Source organism: Lonsdalea britannica, assembly GCF_002111595.1.
In the GTDB taxonomy this organism is placed as follows: domain Bacteria; phylum Pseudomonadota; class Gammaproteobacteria; order Enterobacterales; family Enterobacteriaceae; genus Lonsdalea; species Lonsdalea britannica.
Window position 1 is genome coordinate 1 of the sequence record NZ_LUTN01000031.1, and the last position, 15,398, is coordinate 15,398.

Below are 15,398 nucleotides of genomic sequence, written 5' to 3' on the forward strand. Positions count from 1 at the left end.
ATCGCGCGCCAAAGAGCGTATCTATTCGTTCCGCGACCGCTTCCATCGCTGGGATCCGAAAAACCAGCGCCCTGAGCTATGGCGTAACTACAACGGCCAGATCAATAAGGGCGAAAGCATCCGCGTGTTCCCCTTGTCCAACTGGACGGAGCTGGATATCTGGCAGTATATCTTCCTGGAAAACATCGACATCGTTCCGCTGTATCTGGCCGCAGAGCGCCCGGTGGTCGAGCGTGACGGTATGCTGATGATGGTCGATGACGACCGCTTCGAACCGCAGCCGGGTGAAACCATTACCCAGCGCATGGTGCGTTTCCGCACGCTGGGATGCTGGCCGCTGACGGGCGCGGTCGAGTCGCAGGCGCAGACTCTGCCGGAGATCATCGAGGAAATGTTGGTCTCCACCACGAGCGAGCGTCAGGGACGGATGATCGACCGCGATCAGGCCGGGTCGATGGAGCTGAAAAAGCGTCAGGGATATTTCTGAGGAGTTGCTGCATGAATCATGATATTGCCAAACAGATCGCCGATCAGGCGGAGTCGAAGCCTATTTGCTCGCACAACAGGACAAAAGCCTGCTGCGCTTCCTGACCTGCGGCAGCGTCGACGACGGTAAAAGCACCCTGATTGGCCGCCTGTTGCACGATACCCGTCAGATCTACGAAGATCAGCTGTCTACGTTGCACAACGACAGCAAACGGTTGGGGACACAGGGTGAAAAGTTGGATTTAGCGCTGCTGGTCGACGGCCTGCAGGCTGAGCGCGAGCAGGGGATCACCATCGACGTCGCCTACCGCTATTTCTCTACCGAAAAGCGTAAATTCATCATTGCCGACACCCCTGGGCATGAGCAGTACACGCGTAACATGGCGACGGGCGCATCCACCTGTGAACTGGCGATTCTGCTGATCGATGCCCGCAAAGGCGTGTTGGATCAGACTCGTCGTCATAGCTTCATCGCGACACTGCTGGGCATCCGTCATCTGGTGGTGGCGGTCAACAAAATGGATCTGGTCGACTATCAGCAGTCGGTCTTCGAACAGTTCAAGCAGGACTATCTGGACTTTGCACAGCAGCTGCCGGCGGATCTCAACGTGACCTTCGTCCCGCTCTCCGCGCTGGAAGGGGATAACGTGGCGACGGCCAGCACGCAGATGAGCTGGTATAGCGGCCCTACGCTGCTGGAAGTGCTTGAGACGGTGGATGTCGCACCGCACAGCTTGTCGCAGCCTCTGCGTTTCCCGGTGCAGTATGTCAACCGGCCTAACCTGGATTTCCGTGGCTACGCGGGGACGGTGGCGTCCGGCGTGGTTCACGTCGGCCAGCGCGTGAAGGTGCTGCCCTCCGGCGTGGAATCCGCCATCGCTCGTATCGTGACGTTTGATGGCGATCTGCCGCAGGCGCAGGTCGGCGAAGCGGTGACGCTGGTGCTGGAAAAGGAAATTGATATCAGCCGTGGCGATCTGATCGTGGACCATGCAGAAACGCTGGAAGCGGTGCAGAGCGCGCAGGTGGATGTGGTGTGGATGGCGGAACAGCCATTGGTCGCCGGGCAGAGCTACGACATCAAGATCGCGGGCAAAAAAACGCGGGCGCGAGTCGAAAATATTCAGTATCAGGTTGAAATCAACACGCTGACCCAGCGAGTCACCGAGTCGTTACCGTTGAACGGTATTGGACTGGTGGAGCTGACTTTCGACGAGCCGTTGGTGCTGGATCGCTATCCGCACAACCACGTCACTGGCGGGATGATCTTTATTGACCGCCTGAGCAATGTGACGGTGGGCGCGGGTCTGGTACGCGAAGGTATTGAACAGACCTATGAAGAGCCCGGCGCTTACAGCGCATTTGAACTGGAGCTGAACGCCTGGTGCGTCGCCACTTCCCGCATTGGGGTGCGCGCGATCTGCTGGGAGGGAAATAAGGTGTCCGAATCTCATTCCCTGCCGCCTGCGAATGAAAACGTGGTGTGGCATCCTCACGCGGTGACGCGAGCGGACCGTGAGCGTCGCCACGGTCATCGCGGCGCGGTCATCTGGTTTACCGGGCTGTCCGGCTCAGGGAAATCAACGTTGGCGGGGGCGCTGGAGCAGGCGCTCTACGCCGCGGGTGTCAGCACCTATTTGCTGGACGGCGACAACGTCCGGCATGCTTTGTGTCGCGATCTGGGATTTACGGATGACGACCGGCGCGAGAATATTCGCCGCGTTGGGGAAGTCGCCAAGTTGATGGTGGACGCCGGTCTGGTGGTGCTCACCGCGTTTATCTCGCCGCATCGCGCCGAACGGCAGATGGTGCGCGATCTGCTTGAGGATCGGCAGTTTATTGAGGTGTTTGTGGACACGCCGCTGGCGGTGTGCGAAGCGCGCGATCCGAAAGGGTTATACAAGAAAGCCCGCGCAGGCGAGCTGCGCAACTTCACCGGGATCGACTCGATCTACGAAGCGCCCGAGCATCCGGAAGCCCATCTGGATGGCGAACAATTAGTAACAGATTTGATCGTTCAACTGTTAGCCATGCTGCGCCGTCTGGCTATCATAGACGCTTAACATTCTTGTTGAGCGTTGCCAAAACGCGTTGTGCCGGGAACACGAGTCGTATGGGAAAAACAGTACAGCGTGTCACGCTATTGCCGCATCGTCAGATCCATCCACCTTCGCAGGAAACGCCGGTGTCTTACCCCAGCCTCGGGGCGATAGCCGGTTTCTGTTTTTATTGGCTGGCGTTTGCGCTTTCCTTCTGGCTGTACGGCTTGATGCCACACGGCTGCTCATGCTGTATACCTGGCCGCTATTTCTGGCGTTATTGCTCCTCTGCGTACTGGTGGGCATGCTGTTTGGCCTGCTGTGGCAGCGTCGGGTTGTGCTGATGCTGCTGTGCTGCGGCGGTTCCGTTCTGTTTAGCTTCTGGCTGGTCTTTTCGGTAATTTCAGGCTGGTAGGCTATTATTCATAGCCGGACGGCCTCTGCGCCGGACTCATGGCACCGGAACCTTCCTCCCTTCTGACGCGTTGTGTCCGGTGTTCTGGAGTGCCTGTGCCGGATTGTATTCAGCATTTGCATCCGCACAGTGGAGTCCTGATAAAAGTTATGGGATGATTAGGCGGCTTTTCAGGGGGCGGGATGGGAAAACTGACGCTGTTATTATTGGTACTTCTGGGCTGGCTGCAATATTCGCTCTGGCTGGGAAAAAACGGTATTCACGATTTGGTGCGGGTGAAGGACGGCGTTGCCGTTCAGCAGGCCAGCAATGCCAAGTTGAAATCCCGTAATGAACTGCTGTTCGCCGAAATCGACGATCTTAATGGCGGGCAGGAAGCCATTGAAGAGCGCGCGCGTAACGAACTGAGTATGATTAAACCCGGCGAATCCTTCTATCGTCTGGTGCCAAACCAGTCGGGCCATCAGGCCAACTCGACCTCTACGTCCCCTCAATCTTCCCCTTATTCGACTCCACGCTAGGTATGTTGACTCCGAAGGACGACCTGTCTGAAGTGATCGCCGTATTGCCTGCCGCCGGAAACGGCAGCAGAATGCAGGTCGATCGCCCGAAACAATATTTGAACATCGGTAACAAAACGATTCTGGAACATACGCTGGACGCGCTGTTTCAGCATCCCCGTATTTGTAAGGCAATTATCGCGATCAGCCTGATGACGACTATTTCCAAACGTTGCCGCTGGCGTCCGATCCTCGCATTCAGGTCGTGCAAGGCGGACGGCAAAGAGCCGACTCTGTGCTGGCCGGTTTGCAGCAGGTCCAGGGTGTAGAGTGGGTACTGGTGCACGATGCCGCTCGGCCGTGCCTGCATCCAGACGATTTGTCTCGTTTGCTTGAGCTGACTTCGCAAAGCGACGTCGGGGGCATTCTGGCCGCGCCGGTGCGTGATACCATGAAGCGCGGCAATGCGCAGGGCGATATTGAGCATACGGTAGAGCGGAACGCGCTCTGGCATGCTCTGACCCCACAGCTGTTCCCGCTGATGCTGCTGAAAGACAGTCTGGAACGCGCGCTGTCCGAAGGGGCGGAGATTACCGATGAAGCGTCGGCATTAGAGTTTTGCGGTTACCATCCTCAGATCGTCAGCGGACGGGCGGATAATATCAAAGTCACCCGACCGGAAGATCTGGCGCTGGCGGAGTTTTATCTGACTCGTAACCTTGAAAATCAAACTATTGTATAAATAAAGGAGCGTGTGCGATGCGTATCGGTCACGGTTTTGATGTCCATAAATTCGGTGGCGAAGGCCCGCTGGTGCTCGGTGGCGTAAGAGTTCCTTACACGCAAGGTTTGCTGGCGCACTCCGACGGCGATGTCGTGTTGCATGCCGTCACCGACGCGCTGTTGGGCGCCGCCGCGCTGGGCGATATTGGTAAACTGTTTCCGGATACCGATCCCGCCTTCAAGGGCGCGGACAGTCGCCAACTGTTGCGGGAAGCCTGGCGCCGTATCGCTGAGAAAGGTTATCGCCTGGGAAATGTGGATGTAACCATTATCGCTCAGGCGCCAAAAATGGCGCCGCACATTCCGCAAATGAGAGTCAATCTGGCGGAAGATCTTCAGTGCCATATGGATAACGTCAACGTGAAAGCGACGACCACCGAACAGCTAGGATTTACCGGACGCGGCGAAGGCATTGCCTGTGAGGCGGTGGCCCTGTTGGTGAAAAGCGATGCGTCGGGAGTGGTGGCATGGTGATGGAAACCTCTAACGAGCTCTACTGGATGCACGGTAAGCCTGTCGCAAGCGGCGTACTGAAAGCGTCGGCAGAAGACTTTGAGGTGATTGAAGATCTCGGATTCGAGCCAGATGGCGATGGCGAGCATGTGCTGGTCCGAGTACGTAAACGGGGCTGTAATACGTCCTTTGTCGCCGAAGCGTTGGCTAAGTTTGCCCGTCTGCCGGCTCGCGCAGTCAGCTATGCGGGTCTGAAAGACCGCCACGCCGTGACCGAACAATGGTTCGGTCTGCATATGCCGGGTAAAGCCGATCCAGACTGGCGGAGCTTCGAGCTGGAAGGCTGCGAAATTCTGGAAACGGCGCGTCACCGCCGTAAACTACGCATCGGCGCCCTGCAGGGGAACGCTTTCACACTGGTGCTTCGCCAAATCAGCGACAAAGCGGAAATCGAGACGCGGTTACAACGTATAGCCGAACAGGGCGTCCCTAACTATTTCGGCAGCCAGCGTTTTGGTCGTAACGGCAATAACCTGGAACAGGCTCGGCGCTGGGCGAACAATGAGATTCGCGTGAAAGAACGCGGTAAACGCAGTTTTTATCTTTCGGCCAGTCGTAGCGAGCTGTTTAACCGTGTCGCCAGCGCCCGTTTGACGCAAAAGCTGGAAAAAACCGTCTTGAACGGAGACGCGCTGCAGTTGACCGGTCGTGGTAGCTGGTTCGTTGCACAGCCAGACGAGCTGGAGACATTGCAACGGCGTGTTGATGAACACGAACTGCAGGTGACGGCGCCGCTGCCAGGCGACGGGGAGCCGGGCACACAGGCCGATGCGCTGGCATTTGAAGCGTCCACTCTGGAAGATAACGAATTATTGCTGTCGCTGCTGCGTCGGGAGCGTCTGGAGCCAGCGCGTAGGGCTATCTTATTGTATCCGCAGCACATGGCGTGGTCGTGGCAGAATGATGACGTCGTCACCGTACGTTTCTGGTTGCCGTCAGGCTGTTATGCCACCAGCGTGGTGCGCGAGCTGATGCAGGTTGAAGAGCAGGCGTTCGACAGCGGTATGTAGCGGTGTTTGATCGCGACGGAGATCACTACGCTGTGACAGGGGCGAAGTCCCTGTCCGAACAGCACAGACAACATTGATGAGGTTAGCCAAAGCTGGGGTTTGCGGGGAATGGTGAACAAACGCGTGCAGACATTACTGGAACAGTTGAGTCAGCAGGGAATTAAGGATGAACGCCTGTTACAGGCGATGGCCGCCGTACCGCGGGAACGCTTTGTCGATGAAGCTTTTGAACACAAAGCCTACGAAAATACGGCGTTGCCCATAGGTTCTGGCCAGACGATATCCCAACCTTACATGGTCGCCAGAATGACCGAATTGCTGCGTCTGACGCCCGTATCCCGGGTTTTGGAGATAGGTACGGGGTCGGGGTATCAAACTGCCGTGCTGGCGCATATGGTGCGTCACGTGTGCTCTGTGGAGCGTATCAAGGGACTCCAGTGGCAGGCTAAACGTCGTCTCAAGCAGCTCGATCTGCATAATGTGTCCACGCGGCATGGTGATGGCTGGTTGGGATGGGCGTCCAAAGGGCCTTTCGACGCGATTATCGTTACGGCTGCGCCGCCGGAAATTCCTGTTGCTCTGATGGAACAGCTGGATGAAGGCGGCATCATGGTATTGCCGGTTGGCGAAGAGCAGCAAACGCTTAAAGTAGTTCAGCGCATCAACGGCGAGTTGATGATTCAAACCGTTGAGGGGGTTCGCTTTGTGCCTCTGGTCAAAGGCGAATTGGCCTGATTCTTCGTGCTGAGCGCGTGCCCGCCTTAAAATTTCAATACAACTATCTTATGGTACTAATTTGTTGATATTGCTAGCATCAACGAATGGTGCTGTCTCGGGTGGCCCGTCGGTGTCCGTTTCGATAACGATCACGGCGGCGCGTTGCTGAGTTTGCGACGGAACAACGGGTTCCTGAGCTTAGCGATATCGCCAATTTTTGAGACAGCTAGCGACATTTAACGAGTCAATTTTGGGTCATAGGGGGATTCGGCGCATGGGGAGCCAAATGATGAACTGGCGTCAGCTCGCGGTATGTACGGCAATTGCTCTGGGGTTGGCGGGCTGCGCTGACGGTAACGATCAGCCTGCCTCGATCAGCAGCGTGGGCGATGGTGGCAATGCCTCTGGCCGTAGCGGCGCGATCGCGTCACCACCACGCCTCTCTTCATCGGCGAACTCACGACCTGTCGCTGCTGTCAGCACGCCGGTCACTTCCACTCCGGTTGCCTCGCAAGGCGGTAAAATCGTCTATAACCGTAGCTATGACGCGATTCCCAAGGGAAGCTATACCGGGAACACCTATACCGTAAAACGCGGCGATACGCTGTTCTACATCGCGTGGATCACGGGTAATGATTACCGTGAGCTGGCGCAGCGCAATAATATCCCAGAACCTTACAGTTTGAATGTCGGTCAGAGTTTGGCGTTGGGCAACAATATGAACACCAGCGCAGGGCAGGGTATGGCGGTTGCCAGCGTGCCGCCAGCCCCCGTTATGACCACTTCCAGTTCACGCAGTGGGCATATGCTTCCAGCGAATGCGGCGGCAGGAGGCGTTTCTCTGCCGTCGAACAGTACGCAAATACAAACTTCACAGGTTGATTCCACCTCAACTAATGCGTATTCTGCAAATTCGGGTAAACAGAATGTGGGTAAGATGTTACCTGCTACAGGGGCTGCAGTTTCCGCTCCTGCTACCGAACCAACGCCGGTACCTAGCAGCAGTAATGCCGCTATTACTGGTTGGCGTTGGCCTACAGATGGGAAAGTCATAGATAATTTCTCAGCCTCTGAGGGGGGAAATAAAGGGATTGATATCGCTGGCTCACGTGGGCAAACCGTGGTTGCTACCGCCGGAGGGCGTGTGGTGTACGCGGGCAACGCTTTGCGCGGTTACGGGAATCTGATAATCATCAAGCATAATGATGACTACCTGAGCGCCTATGCCCATAACGAAACCATGCTGGTCCGGGAACAACAAGAGGTTAAGGCGGGACAACAAATAGCTACCATGGGTAGCACCGGAACCAGTTCAGTACGCTTGCATTTTGAAATTCGTTACAAGGGGAAATCCGTAAACCCGCTGCGTTTTATTCCGCAGCGTTAAATCGGGCAGAGTGCTTCGGTATTCTGCCAAGGGATCACGGGTAGGAGCCGCTTATGAGCCAAAGTACGCTGAAAGTTAACGAGTTACATGAAGATACTGATTTCGACGAGAATGGGCTTGACGTATTTGACGATAAAGCGCTGGCTGAGGAAGAAACCAGTGACAATGACTCTTTAGATGATGAGTTATTGTCACAAGTTAGCACCCAGCGTGTTTTAGATGCTACTCAACTCTATCTGGGAGAAATTGGCTATTCGCCTCTTTTAACCGCCGAAGAAGAGGTTTATTTTGCCCGGCGAGCGTTGCGTGGTGACGTATCATCACGCAAACGTATGATCGAGAGTAACCTGCGGTTGGTGGTGAAAATCGCCCGTCGTTATAACAATCGGGGGCTAGCCTTGCTGGACCTGATTGAAGAAGGGAATCTTGGTCTGATCCGAGCCGTTGAAAAGTTTGACCCCGAAAGAGGGTTCCGTTTTTCAACGTATGCAACCTGGTGGATCAGGCAGACCATAGAGCGGGCGATCATGAATCAAACCCGCACCATCCGTTTACCGATTCACATTGTCAAAGAACTTAACGTTTACCTGCGCACAGCACGCGAGTTATCCCATAAGCTAGATCATGAGCCCAGTGCGGAAGAAATTGCCGAACAGCTCGATAAACCAGTTGATGACGTGAACCGTATGTTGCGTCTGAACGAACGTATTACTTCCGTTGACACGCCTCTGGGCGGGGATTCTGAAAAGGCGTTGCTGGATATTCTGGCCGATGAGAAAGACAACGGTCCTGAGGACACTACGCAGGATAACGATATGAAGCAAAATATCGTTAAATGGTTGTTCGAACTAAATGCAAAACAGCGAGAAGTTCTTGCTCGTCGCTTCGGCCTTCTGGGTTATGAAGCGGCCACGTTGGAAGATGTAGGTCGTGAAATTGGTCTGACTCGCGAACGCGTGCGTCAGATTCAGGTTGAAGGACTACGCCGTCTGCGTGAAATCCTGCAAACGCAGGGGCTCGATATTGAAGAGCTGTTCCGTGCATAATCACCACTTATCACGGTGACGAGAATAAAAAAATGGTGGGGCAACCCACCATTTTTTATGACTGAAACCGGCGTGTAATTGTGATTAACGCACGACCTGCGAGAGCAGGAAGTCCACCACCTCATCGGTCTTAATCATCTGTTTCTCACCCTGACGACGGTTTTTGTACTCGATATCATCGTTGTCCAGGTTACGATCGCCAATCACGATAGTGTGCGGAATACCGATCAGCTCCATGTCCGCGAACATCACGCCAGGCCTTTCTTTACGGTCGTCCATCAAGACTTCCACGCCGTTATCGCGCAATTGCTGGTAAATACGTTCTGCGACTTCTTTCACGCGGAAGGATTTATGCATGTTCATCGGCAGAATAGCGACCTGGAACGGTGCAAGCACGTCCGGCCAGATAATTCCGCGATCGTCATGGTTCTGTTCAATCGCAGCGGCGATCACGCGGGAGATACCGATACCATAGCAGCCCATCGTCAGCGTCTGGTTGCGGCCGTCTTCGCCCTGAACCGTCGCCTTCATCGCTTCTGAGTATTTGGTGCCAAGCTGGAAGATATGACCGACTTCGATACCGCGTTTGATCTGCAGCGTGCCTTTGCCGTCCGGGCTCTGGTCGCCTTCAACCACTTTGCGGAGATCGGCAACCTGCGGCAGCGCGACGTCACGCTCCCAGTTGATGCCGAAATAGTGTTTGCCGTCGATGTTGGCGCCCGCGCTGAAATCGCTCATTACGGCAACGGTTCTGTCGATAACGACCGGCAAGGACAGATTGACTGGACCCAGCGATCCCGGACCTGCATTCACTAACGCGCGAATTTCTTCTTCCGTGGCGAAAGTCAGTGGGCTGGCGACCAGCTCCAGTTTCTCGGCTTTTACTTCGTTCAGTTCGTGATCGCCGCGAACCAGCAGGGCAACCAGCGGATGAGCGCTTTCTTCTGTCGCTTTCACGAGCAGCGTTTTAACCGTTTTTTCTACCGGAACATTGAACTGTTCGACCAGCTCGGCGATGGTTTTGGCGTTGGGCGTTTCTACCAGCGTCATGTCCTGCGTCGGCGCGGCGCGTTCAACGTTCGGCGAGACCGCTTCGGCTAATTCGATATTCGCGGCGAAGTCCGATTCGGTGGAAAAGACGATATCGTCTTCACCACAGGCGGCCAGGACCTGGAATTCGTGAGAGGCGCTGCCGCCGATAGAACCGGTATCTGCTTGTACGGCCCGGAAGTTCAGATCCATCCGGTTGAAGATTTTGGTGTACGCCGAATAGAGAGCGTCATACGTCGCTTGCAGGGATTCCTGAGACGTATGGAAAGAGTAGGCGTCTTTCATCAGGAACTCGCGTGCGCGCATAATACCGAAACGCGGACGGACTTCGTCACGGAACTTAGTCTGGATTTGGTAGAACGTCAGCGGCAGCTGTTTGTAGGAGCTGATTTCATTACGCACCAGATCGGTGATGACTTCTTCATGCGTCGGGCCCAACACAAACGGACGCTCGCCGCGATCGGCGAAGCGCAGCAGCTCGGGACCATACTGCTCCCAACGACCGCTCTCCTGCCACAGGTCTGCAGGCTGAACAACGGGCATCGAAATTTCGATGGCGCCGGCGCTGTTCATTTCTTCACGCACGATATTTTCGACTTTTTTCAAAACGCGCAAACCCGTCGGTAACCAGGTATAGAGACCTGAGGCGAGTTTACGAATCATTCCTGCGCGCAGCATCAGCTGATGACTGATAACCTCGGCGTCGGCGGGCGTCTCCTTTTGAGTGGAGAGCAAATATTGACTTGTACGCATGGTGTTGTAGTTCCGTAAGAACGATAAATGGCGTGGGCCGATGGGGCCTGAGCATAAATAAAAAGTGGCTTAGTTTACCAGCGAGGAACGTTCCCCAAAAGAGATGCAGACGTTTTTTAACGGCTATCCAGGCATATTACTTCTGTTTGTCCGCCGGTCACCTTCCAGCGCACGTTGAATTCCAGTAATAGCGCGGCATATTCCTTCTCATCGTGGCTCATTTTGCGATAGGCCGGACGCGGATCTTGCGCTAATACCTGCGTGATAAAACGGCGTAAATGAGGATAGCGATTGTGCCATGCAATCAGCTGTTGTTCCGCCTGTGGGGAAAATGTTACCGGCATATCTGCGTCCGGCGCACAGGGCGCAAAACCGGCTTGTGCCTGTGGCTGGCTTTCAGCGAAGGGAAGGTAAGGCTTGATATCAATGACTGGCGTGCCATCCACCAGATCCAGGCTACCGAGTTCCAGCACCAGTTCGTGCTTGTCGGCGCGCACGCCTTTCAGTTCCACCAGAGACATCCCGACAGGATTGGGACGAAACGTCGAACGGGTAGCGAAGACGCCCATGCGCGCATTACCTCCCAGACGAGGAGGTCGTACCGTGGGACGCCAGCCAGCAGACGCCGTTTGATGAAACACAAATAGCACCCATAGATGGCTGAAGTCGGAAAGCCCGCGCACGGCTTCCGGCTGGTTATAAGGCGGCAGCAGGTGCAGTTCGCCTCCTCCATCTTCAATCAGGCCCGGCTGTCGGGGGACGGCAAACTTCTCTTTATACGGGGAACGGATAACACCGATCTGATCGAAGCTGAACTCGCTCATTGAGAGGAGACTTTCAGCGCTGTGCCTTCACAGATGGCCTGGCGATAGCAGCTGTCGACATCGCTCACAATCTGGCACTCATGCAGCAGGACCGCATTGGCTTTCAGGCTGGTCGCCCGGCTTTGTAATCTTTTTCTTGCGGTGGCGATGCTGGGCTGGGGATCCTGAGCCGTTACCTGGCATGAGGAACCGGAGACTTCGCCCATATCGTGGAAAGGTTTTCCAACCAGCTCTTCAGCGCTTTTATACAGAACGGCGGGCGTAGCAGGGGGAGCCGGTTTGGGTTTAGGTGTTGTTTCAACGGATGACGGTGTCTGGGGCTGTGATGTGGAGGGTGTAATCGATTTGTGTAGCAGAGAACATCCTGTCAGCGACAGCGATAACATGACAATGGGCAAGGCACGCATAGCTTTTCCTCTGGCTTTCATAAGTGCGCTTATTGAAGCAAGCTACGCGAAAAATAACAAGACGGGCCGAGGCCCGTCAGTAGGATATTTTATCGTTTCATGCAATGAGAAACTTACCAGCCTTTGACGGCACCGCCATTAAACGTTTTTAATGCGGCCTGATTCACTTCATCAGACTGATAAGCGCTGACAAACTTCTTCACGTTTTCCGCATCTTTATTGTCTTCGCGGGCCACCAGCAGGTTGACGTAAGGAGAGTCTTTATCTTCTACAAACAATCCGTCTTTAGTCGGTGTCAGATTGATCTGGCTGGCGTAGGTGGTATTGATAACGGCCAGAGCGATCTGGTCATCGTCCAGCGAGCGCGGTAATTGCGGCGCTTCCAGTTCTACCAGCTTCACATGTTTCGGGTTTTCGACGATATCCAGTGAGGTCGGCATCAGTCCAACATTGTCTTTCAGTTTGATCAGACCGACTTTCTGAAGCAGCAGCAGGGAACGGCCCAGGTTGGTCGGGTCGTTAGGAATAGCGACCTGTGCGCCGTCCTGCAGCTCGTTCAGCGATTTGATTTTCTTTGAGTAGCCCGCGATGGGGTAAACGAAGGTGTTACCGACGGAAACCAGTTTATAGCCGCGATCTTTGATCTGCTGATCCAGATACGGTTTGTGCTGGAAAGCGTTCAGATCGATATCGCCTTTGCTCAGCGCTTCGTTGGGAAGGACATAATCGTTAAAGGTCACCAGCTCGACATCCAGACCGTATTTTTCCTTGGCCACTTTTTGAGCCACTTCCGCGACCTGCTGTTCGGCACCGACAATGACGCCAACCTTGATATGGTTAGGGTCTTTTTCTTCTTGTCCGCATCCTGCCAGCGCCAGAGCACCGACCAATGCGCCTACTGCGGCGATAGATTTCAATTTAATAGCCATATTCCTTACCTCTGCTTAACAGTCTTGTTATCACGCACTTTCAAGGTGCATGGCAATGGAACAATTACTTGCGAGTGACAGCCTGTACTGCGCGATCGCCGCAGAATTGAATGATAAAAACCAACACAACCAACAGCACTAATACGGTATTCATCACCGTGGAGTTATAACCGACATAACCATACTGATAACCGATTTGTCCCAAGCCGCCTGCGCCCACGGCGCCTCCCATTGCAGAATAGCCCACCAGGGTAATCAATGTGATAGTCGCAGCGTTAATCAGGCCCGGTAAAGCTTCAGGCAGTAAGATCTTTTTAATGATTTGCATCGGTGTGGCACCCATTGCCCGCGCGGCTTCGATCAATCCTCCGGGGATTTCCAACAGCGCATTTTCCACCATACGGGCGATAAACGGCGCGGCGCCCACGGTGAGCGGCACGATTGCAGCCTGGAGACCAATCGAGGTGCCGACAATCATTCGGGTAAACGGAATCATCCATACCAGCAATATAATGAAGGGGATGGAACGGAAGATGTTCACGATGGCTGAAAGCGCCCGATAAAGTTTGGGATTGGCAATAATTTGTCCCGGACGCGTTATATAAAGAAGAACGCCAACAGGCAGCCCTAGTACGAAGCCGAAAAAGCCTGACACTAGGGTCATCACTATTGTTTCCCACACGCCGCGGGCCATTAACCACATCATGGCTTCAGACATAACCGAGTACCTCTATATTTGCATGGTTATCTTGCAGGAATTTGATTGCTGCGGTGGTCTCTGCTTCCGTGCCGGCCATTTCCGCCAGCATGACGCCGAACTTAACCCCGCCTGCGTAATCCATCTGCGCACTGATAATATTGTTGTTTACGTTGAAGCGCCGTGCGATTTCAGACAGTAAGGGAGCATCCACAGACTGGCCGGTAAACTCCATGCGCAGTAAAGGAATGCTGCCTTCACGGGGTGCCGGCGTCATGCGGGCGACATAGTCGTCTGGAATATCCAGATGTAACGTGGAGTGGATGAACTTCTGAGCCAGCGGTGTTTTGGGATGAGAGAACATCTGCCCAACGGTGTCCTGCTCAATCAGACGTCCTTCACTAATTACGGCGACCTGATCGCAGATACGCTTCACGACATCCATTTCATGGGTGATCAGCAGAATGGTCAATCCCAGACGGCGATTGATATCTTTCAGCAATTCCAAAATAGCGCGAGTGGTGGCCGGGTCCAGTGCACTGGTGGCTTCATCGCACAACAGAACCTTGGGGTTGCTGGCCAATGCGCGGGCGATAGCCACGCGCTGTTTCTGTCCGCCAGAGAGGTTGGCGGGATACACATCGTGTTTATCCGACAGTCCAACCAGCTCCAGCAGCTCATTGACGCGCTGTTTGATCTTGGCGGACGGCAGGTTATCCAACTCCAGCGGCAATGCGACATTACCAAATACGGTACGAGACGAGAGCAGATTGAAATGCTGGAAAATCATCCCGATTTGGCGGCGAGCTTGAGTCAGCTCGCTGCTTGATAATGTCATCAAATTCTGTTCAGCGACCAGAACTGTGCCTGATGTCGGGCGCTCCAGTAAGTTAATGCAGCGGATTAAGGTACTTTTACCCGCGCCAGAAGAGCCGATGACGCCATAGATTTGGCCCGCCGGTACATGTAGCGTAACGTCGTCGAGCGCCGTGATGGCTCGACCGTTTTGCTGGAACGTCTTTGTAATACGAGAAAGTTTTATCATGAGTTCTATCAATAGGGGCCGCGGGCCGATGAATAACACTTACTTATACTGACTATTTGTTGTCGGGATGCTAAGGCGTCTAGACGTCCAAGTCAATCGAGATTGTAACTCTGCTATCATTCTCTCCAGCAGTGAAAACTGCGATACTACGGCGCAATTTTCTGTATCGGGAGCAAAGTAAAGTGGCAACCAGCGTTCCAGCAATTTTTCTCGACCGTGACGGTACGATTAACGTCGATCACGGCTATGTACACGAAATCGATCAGTTTCAGTTTATCGATGGCGTGATTGAAGCAATGCGTGAGCTCAAATCCATGGGGTTCGCCTTGGTGCTGATCACCAATCAGTCGGGTATCGCGCGCGGTAAATTCACCGAAGACCAGTTTATGCAGCTGACGGAATGGATGGATTGGTCGTTGGCCGATCGCGGGGTAGATCTGGATGGTATCTATTTCTGTCCGCATCATCCTGAAGGTTCGGAAGAGGAGTATCGTCAAACGTGTGACTGCCGTAAACCGCAGCCGGGCATGTTCAAGTCTGCGCAGGAACATCTGCACATCGACATGGCTTCTTCTTATATGGTGGGTGACAAAGTAGAAGATATGCAGGCAGCCGCAGCCGCAGGGGTAGGCACTAAAGTTCTCGTACGTACCGGTAAACCGGTCACGGAAGAGGGCGAAAACCTGGCTGATTGCGTAATAGAGAGCCTGGCAGACCTGCCAAAAGCCATAAAAAGCATAAAAAACAGGCATTGAGACGTAAAAGTAGGCGGATAGTAAAAAAGATTAAAAAAGGGG

At 54.3% G+C, this 15,398-nt stretch carries 16 protein-coding genes and 2 pseudogenes; 12 read left to right on the plus strand and 6 right to left on the minus strand.

Annotated elements, in window-relative coordinates; genetic code table 11:
• From cysD to rpoS, 11 genes and pseudogenes are all read left to right on the plus strand, one after another.
• A partial coding sequence (gene cysD / locus AU509_RS17210) for a sulfate adenylyltransferase subunit CysD (protein WP_139824074.1) occupies positions 1 to 487 on the plus strand: 487 nt, incomplete at its 5' end.
• Positions 488 to 498: 11 nt separating this feature from the next.
• Positions 499 to 1,924, plus strand: a pseudogene (gene cysN / locus AU509_RS17215) (sulfate adenylyltransferase subunit CysN).
• Positions 1,925 to 1,967: 43 nt separating this feature from the next.
• Entirely contained in the window at positions 1,968 to 2,549 is a 582-nt protein-coding gene (gene cysC / locus AU509_RS17220) for an adenylyl-sulfate kinase (protein ID WP_254901617.1), read from the plus strand.
• 223 nt (positions 2,550 to 2,772) lie between these two features.
• Positions 2,773 to 2,940 carry a DUF3561 family protein gene (locus AU509_RS18855; protein ID WP_254901616.1) on the plus strand — a complete coding sequence of 56 codons (168 nt, stop codon included), beginning with the start codon at positions 2,773 to 2,775 and terminating at the stop codon, positions 2,938 to 2,940.
• A 182-nt stretch (positions 2,941 to 3,122) separates the two neighbouring features.
• On the plus strand, positions 3,123 to 3,461 hold the full coding sequence (gene ftsB / locus AU509_RS17230) for a cell division protein FtsB (protein ID WP_094118887.1): 339 nt from the start codon (positions 3,123 to 3,125) through the stop codon (positions 3,459 to 3,461).
• 2 nt (positions 3,462 to 3,463) lie between these two features.
• Positions 3,464 to 4,182: pseudogene (gene ispD / locus AU509_RS17235) on the plus strand (2-C-methyl-D-erythritol 4-phosphate cytidylyltransferase).
• Between the two features lie 17 nt (positions 4,183 to 4,199).
• Entirely contained in the window at positions 4,200 to 4,697 is a 498-nt protein-coding gene (gene ispF, locus AU509_RS17240; RefSeq protein WP_085653445.1) for a 2-C-methyl-D-erythritol 2,4-cyclodiphosphate synthase, read from the plus strand.
• Positions 4,697 to 5,746, plus strand: coding sequence for a tRNA pseudouridine(13) synthase TruD (gene truD / locus AU509_RS17245; protein WP_085653457.1), 1,050 nt, complete (start codon positions 4,697 to 4,699; stop codon positions 5,744 to 5,746). Before ispF ends, truD begins: the two co-directional genes overlap by 1 nt.
• A 108-nt stretch (positions 5,747 to 5,854) precedes the next feature.
• Complete coding sequence (locus AU509_RS17250; RefSeq protein WP_085653444.1) at positions 5,855 to 6,481, plus strand: protein-L-isoaspartate(D-aspartate) O-methyltransferase; 627 nt, start codon at positions 5,855 to 5,857, stop codon at positions 6,479 to 6,481.
• 256 nt (positions 6,482 to 6,737) lie between these two features.
• Positions 6,738 to 7,850 (plus strand): murein hydrolase activator NlpD, encoded by a 1,113-nt coding sequence (gene nlpD / locus AU509_RS17255; protein ID WP_085653443.1) that lies wholly within the window; start codon positions 6,738 to 6,740, stop codon positions 7,848 to 7,850.
• 53 nt (positions 7,851 to 7,903) lie between these two features.
• Complete coding sequence (gene rpoS / locus AU509_RS17260) at positions 7,904 to 8,896, plus strand: RNA polymerase sigma factor RpoS (RefSeq protein ID WP_085653442.1); 993 nt, start codon at positions 7,904 to 7,906, stop codon at positions 8,894 to 8,896.
• An 84-nt stretch (positions 8,897 to 8,980) separates the two neighbouring features.
• On the opposite strand, the gene proS is transcribed toward rpoS, so the two are convergent.
• The 6 genes from proS to metN form a co-directional block, all read right to left on the minus strand.
• Positions 8,981 to 10,699 carry a proline--tRNA ligase gene (gene proS, locus AU509_RS17265; RefSeq protein ID WP_094118888.1) on the minus strand — a complete coding sequence of 573 codons (1,719 nt, stop codon included), beginning with the start codon at positions 10,697 to 10,699 and terminating at the stop codon, positions 8,981 to 8,983.
• A gap of 116 nt (positions 10,700 to 10,815) precedes the next feature.
• Complete coding sequence (gene tsaA, locus AU509_RS17270; protein WP_094118889.1) at positions 10,816 to 11,523, minus strand: tRNA (N6-threonylcarbamoyladenosine(37)-N6)-methyltransferase TrmO; 708 nt, start codon at positions 11,521 to 11,523, stop codon at positions 10,816 to 10,818.
• Positions 11,520 to 11,930, minus strand: a complete 411-nt coding sequence (gene rcsF, locus AU509_RS17275) for an Rcs stress response system protein RcsF (protein ID WP_085653439.1) — start codon at positions 11,928 to 11,930, stop codon at positions 11,520 to 11,522. Before rcsF ends, tsaA begins: the two co-directional genes overlap by 4 nt.
• A 113-nt stretch (positions 11,931 to 12,043) precedes the next feature.
• Positions 12,044 to 12,859: a MetQ/NlpA family lipoprotein gene (locus AU509_RS17280; protein WP_085653438.1), complete on the minus strand. Its 816-nt coding sequence runs from the start codon at positions 12,857 to 12,859 to the stop codon at positions 12,044 to 12,046.
• A 64-nt stretch (positions 12,860 to 12,923) separates the two neighbouring features.
• Positions 12,924 to 13,577: a methionine ABC transporter permease MetI gene (locus AU509_RS17285; protein ID WP_094118890.1), complete on the minus strand. Its 654-nt coding sequence runs from the start codon at positions 13,575 to 13,577 to the stop codon at positions 12,924 to 12,926.
• On the minus strand, positions 13,570 to 14,601 hold the full coding sequence (metN, locus tag AU509_RS17290; protein ID WP_094118891.1) for a methionine ABC transporter ATP-binding protein MetN: 1,032 nt from the start codon (positions 14,599 to 14,601) through the stop codon (positions 13,570 to 13,572). The genes AU509_RS17285 and metN overlap by 8 nt, the downstream gene beginning before the upstream one ends.
• 182 nt (positions 14,602 to 14,783) lie before the next feature.
• Between metN and gmhB the strand changes: the two genes are divergently transcribed.
• Complete coding sequence (gmhB, locus tag AU509_RS17295; protein WP_094118892.1) at positions 14,784 to 15,356, plus strand: D-glycero-beta-D-manno-heptose 1,7-bisphosphate 7-phosphatase; 573 nt, start codon at positions 14,784 to 14,786, stop codon at positions 15,354 to 15,356.
• Positions 15,357 to 15,398: the final 42 nt, after the last annotated feature.

Bases quoted from the DNA above. Each gene is read 5' to 3' on its own strand.
- rcsF (WP_085653439.1), bottom strand. From the start codon at position 11,930: ATGCGTGCCTTGCCCATTGTCATGTTATCGCTGTCGCTGACAGGATGT.
- ispF (WP_085653445.1), top strand. From the start codon at position 4,200: ATGCGTATCGGTCACGGTTTTGATGTCCATAAATTCGGTGGCGAAGGC.
- proS (WP_094118888.1), bottom strand. From the start codon at position 10,699: ATGCGTACAAGTCAATATTTGCTCTCCACTCAAAAGGAGACGCCCGCC.
- AU509_RS18855 (WP_254901616.1), top strand. From the start codon at position 2,773: ATGCTGTATACCTGGCCGCTATTTCTGGCGTTATTGCTCCTCTGCGTA.
- tsaA (WP_094118889.1), bottom strand. From the start codon at position 11,523: ATGAGCGAGTTCAGCTTCGATCAGATCGGTGTTATCCGTTCCCCGTAT.
- AU509_RS17285 (WP_094118890.1), bottom strand. From the start codon at position 13,577: ATGTCTGAAGCCATGATGTGGTTAATGGCCCGCGGCGTGTGGGAAACA.
- rpoS (WP_085653442.1), top strand. From the start codon at position 7,904: ATGAGCCAAAGTACGCTGAAAGTTAACGAGTTACATGAAGATACTGAT.
- ftsB (WP_094118887.1), top strand. From the start codon at position 3,123: ATGGGAAAACTGACGCTGTTATTATTGGTACTTCTGGGCTGGCTGCAA.
- nlpD (WP_085653443.1), top strand. From the start codon at position 6,738: ATGGGGAGCCAAATGATGAACTGGCGTCAGCTCGCGGTATGTACGGCA.
- AU509_RS17250 (WP_085653444.1), top strand. From the start codon at position 5,855: ATGGTGAACAAACGCGTGCAGACATTACTGGAACAGTTGAGTCAGCAG.
- AU509_RS17280 (WP_085653438.1), bottom strand. From the start codon at position 12,859: ATGGCTATTAAATTGAAATCTATCGCCGCAGTAGGCGCATTGGTCGGT.
- metN (WP_094118891.1), bottom strand. From the start codon at position 14,601: ATGATAAAACTTTCTCGTATTACAAAGACGTTCCAGCAAAACGGTCGA.
- truD (WP_085653457.1), top strand. From the start codon at position 4,697: ATGGAAACCTCTAACGAGCTCTACTGGATGCACGGTAAGCCTGTCGCA.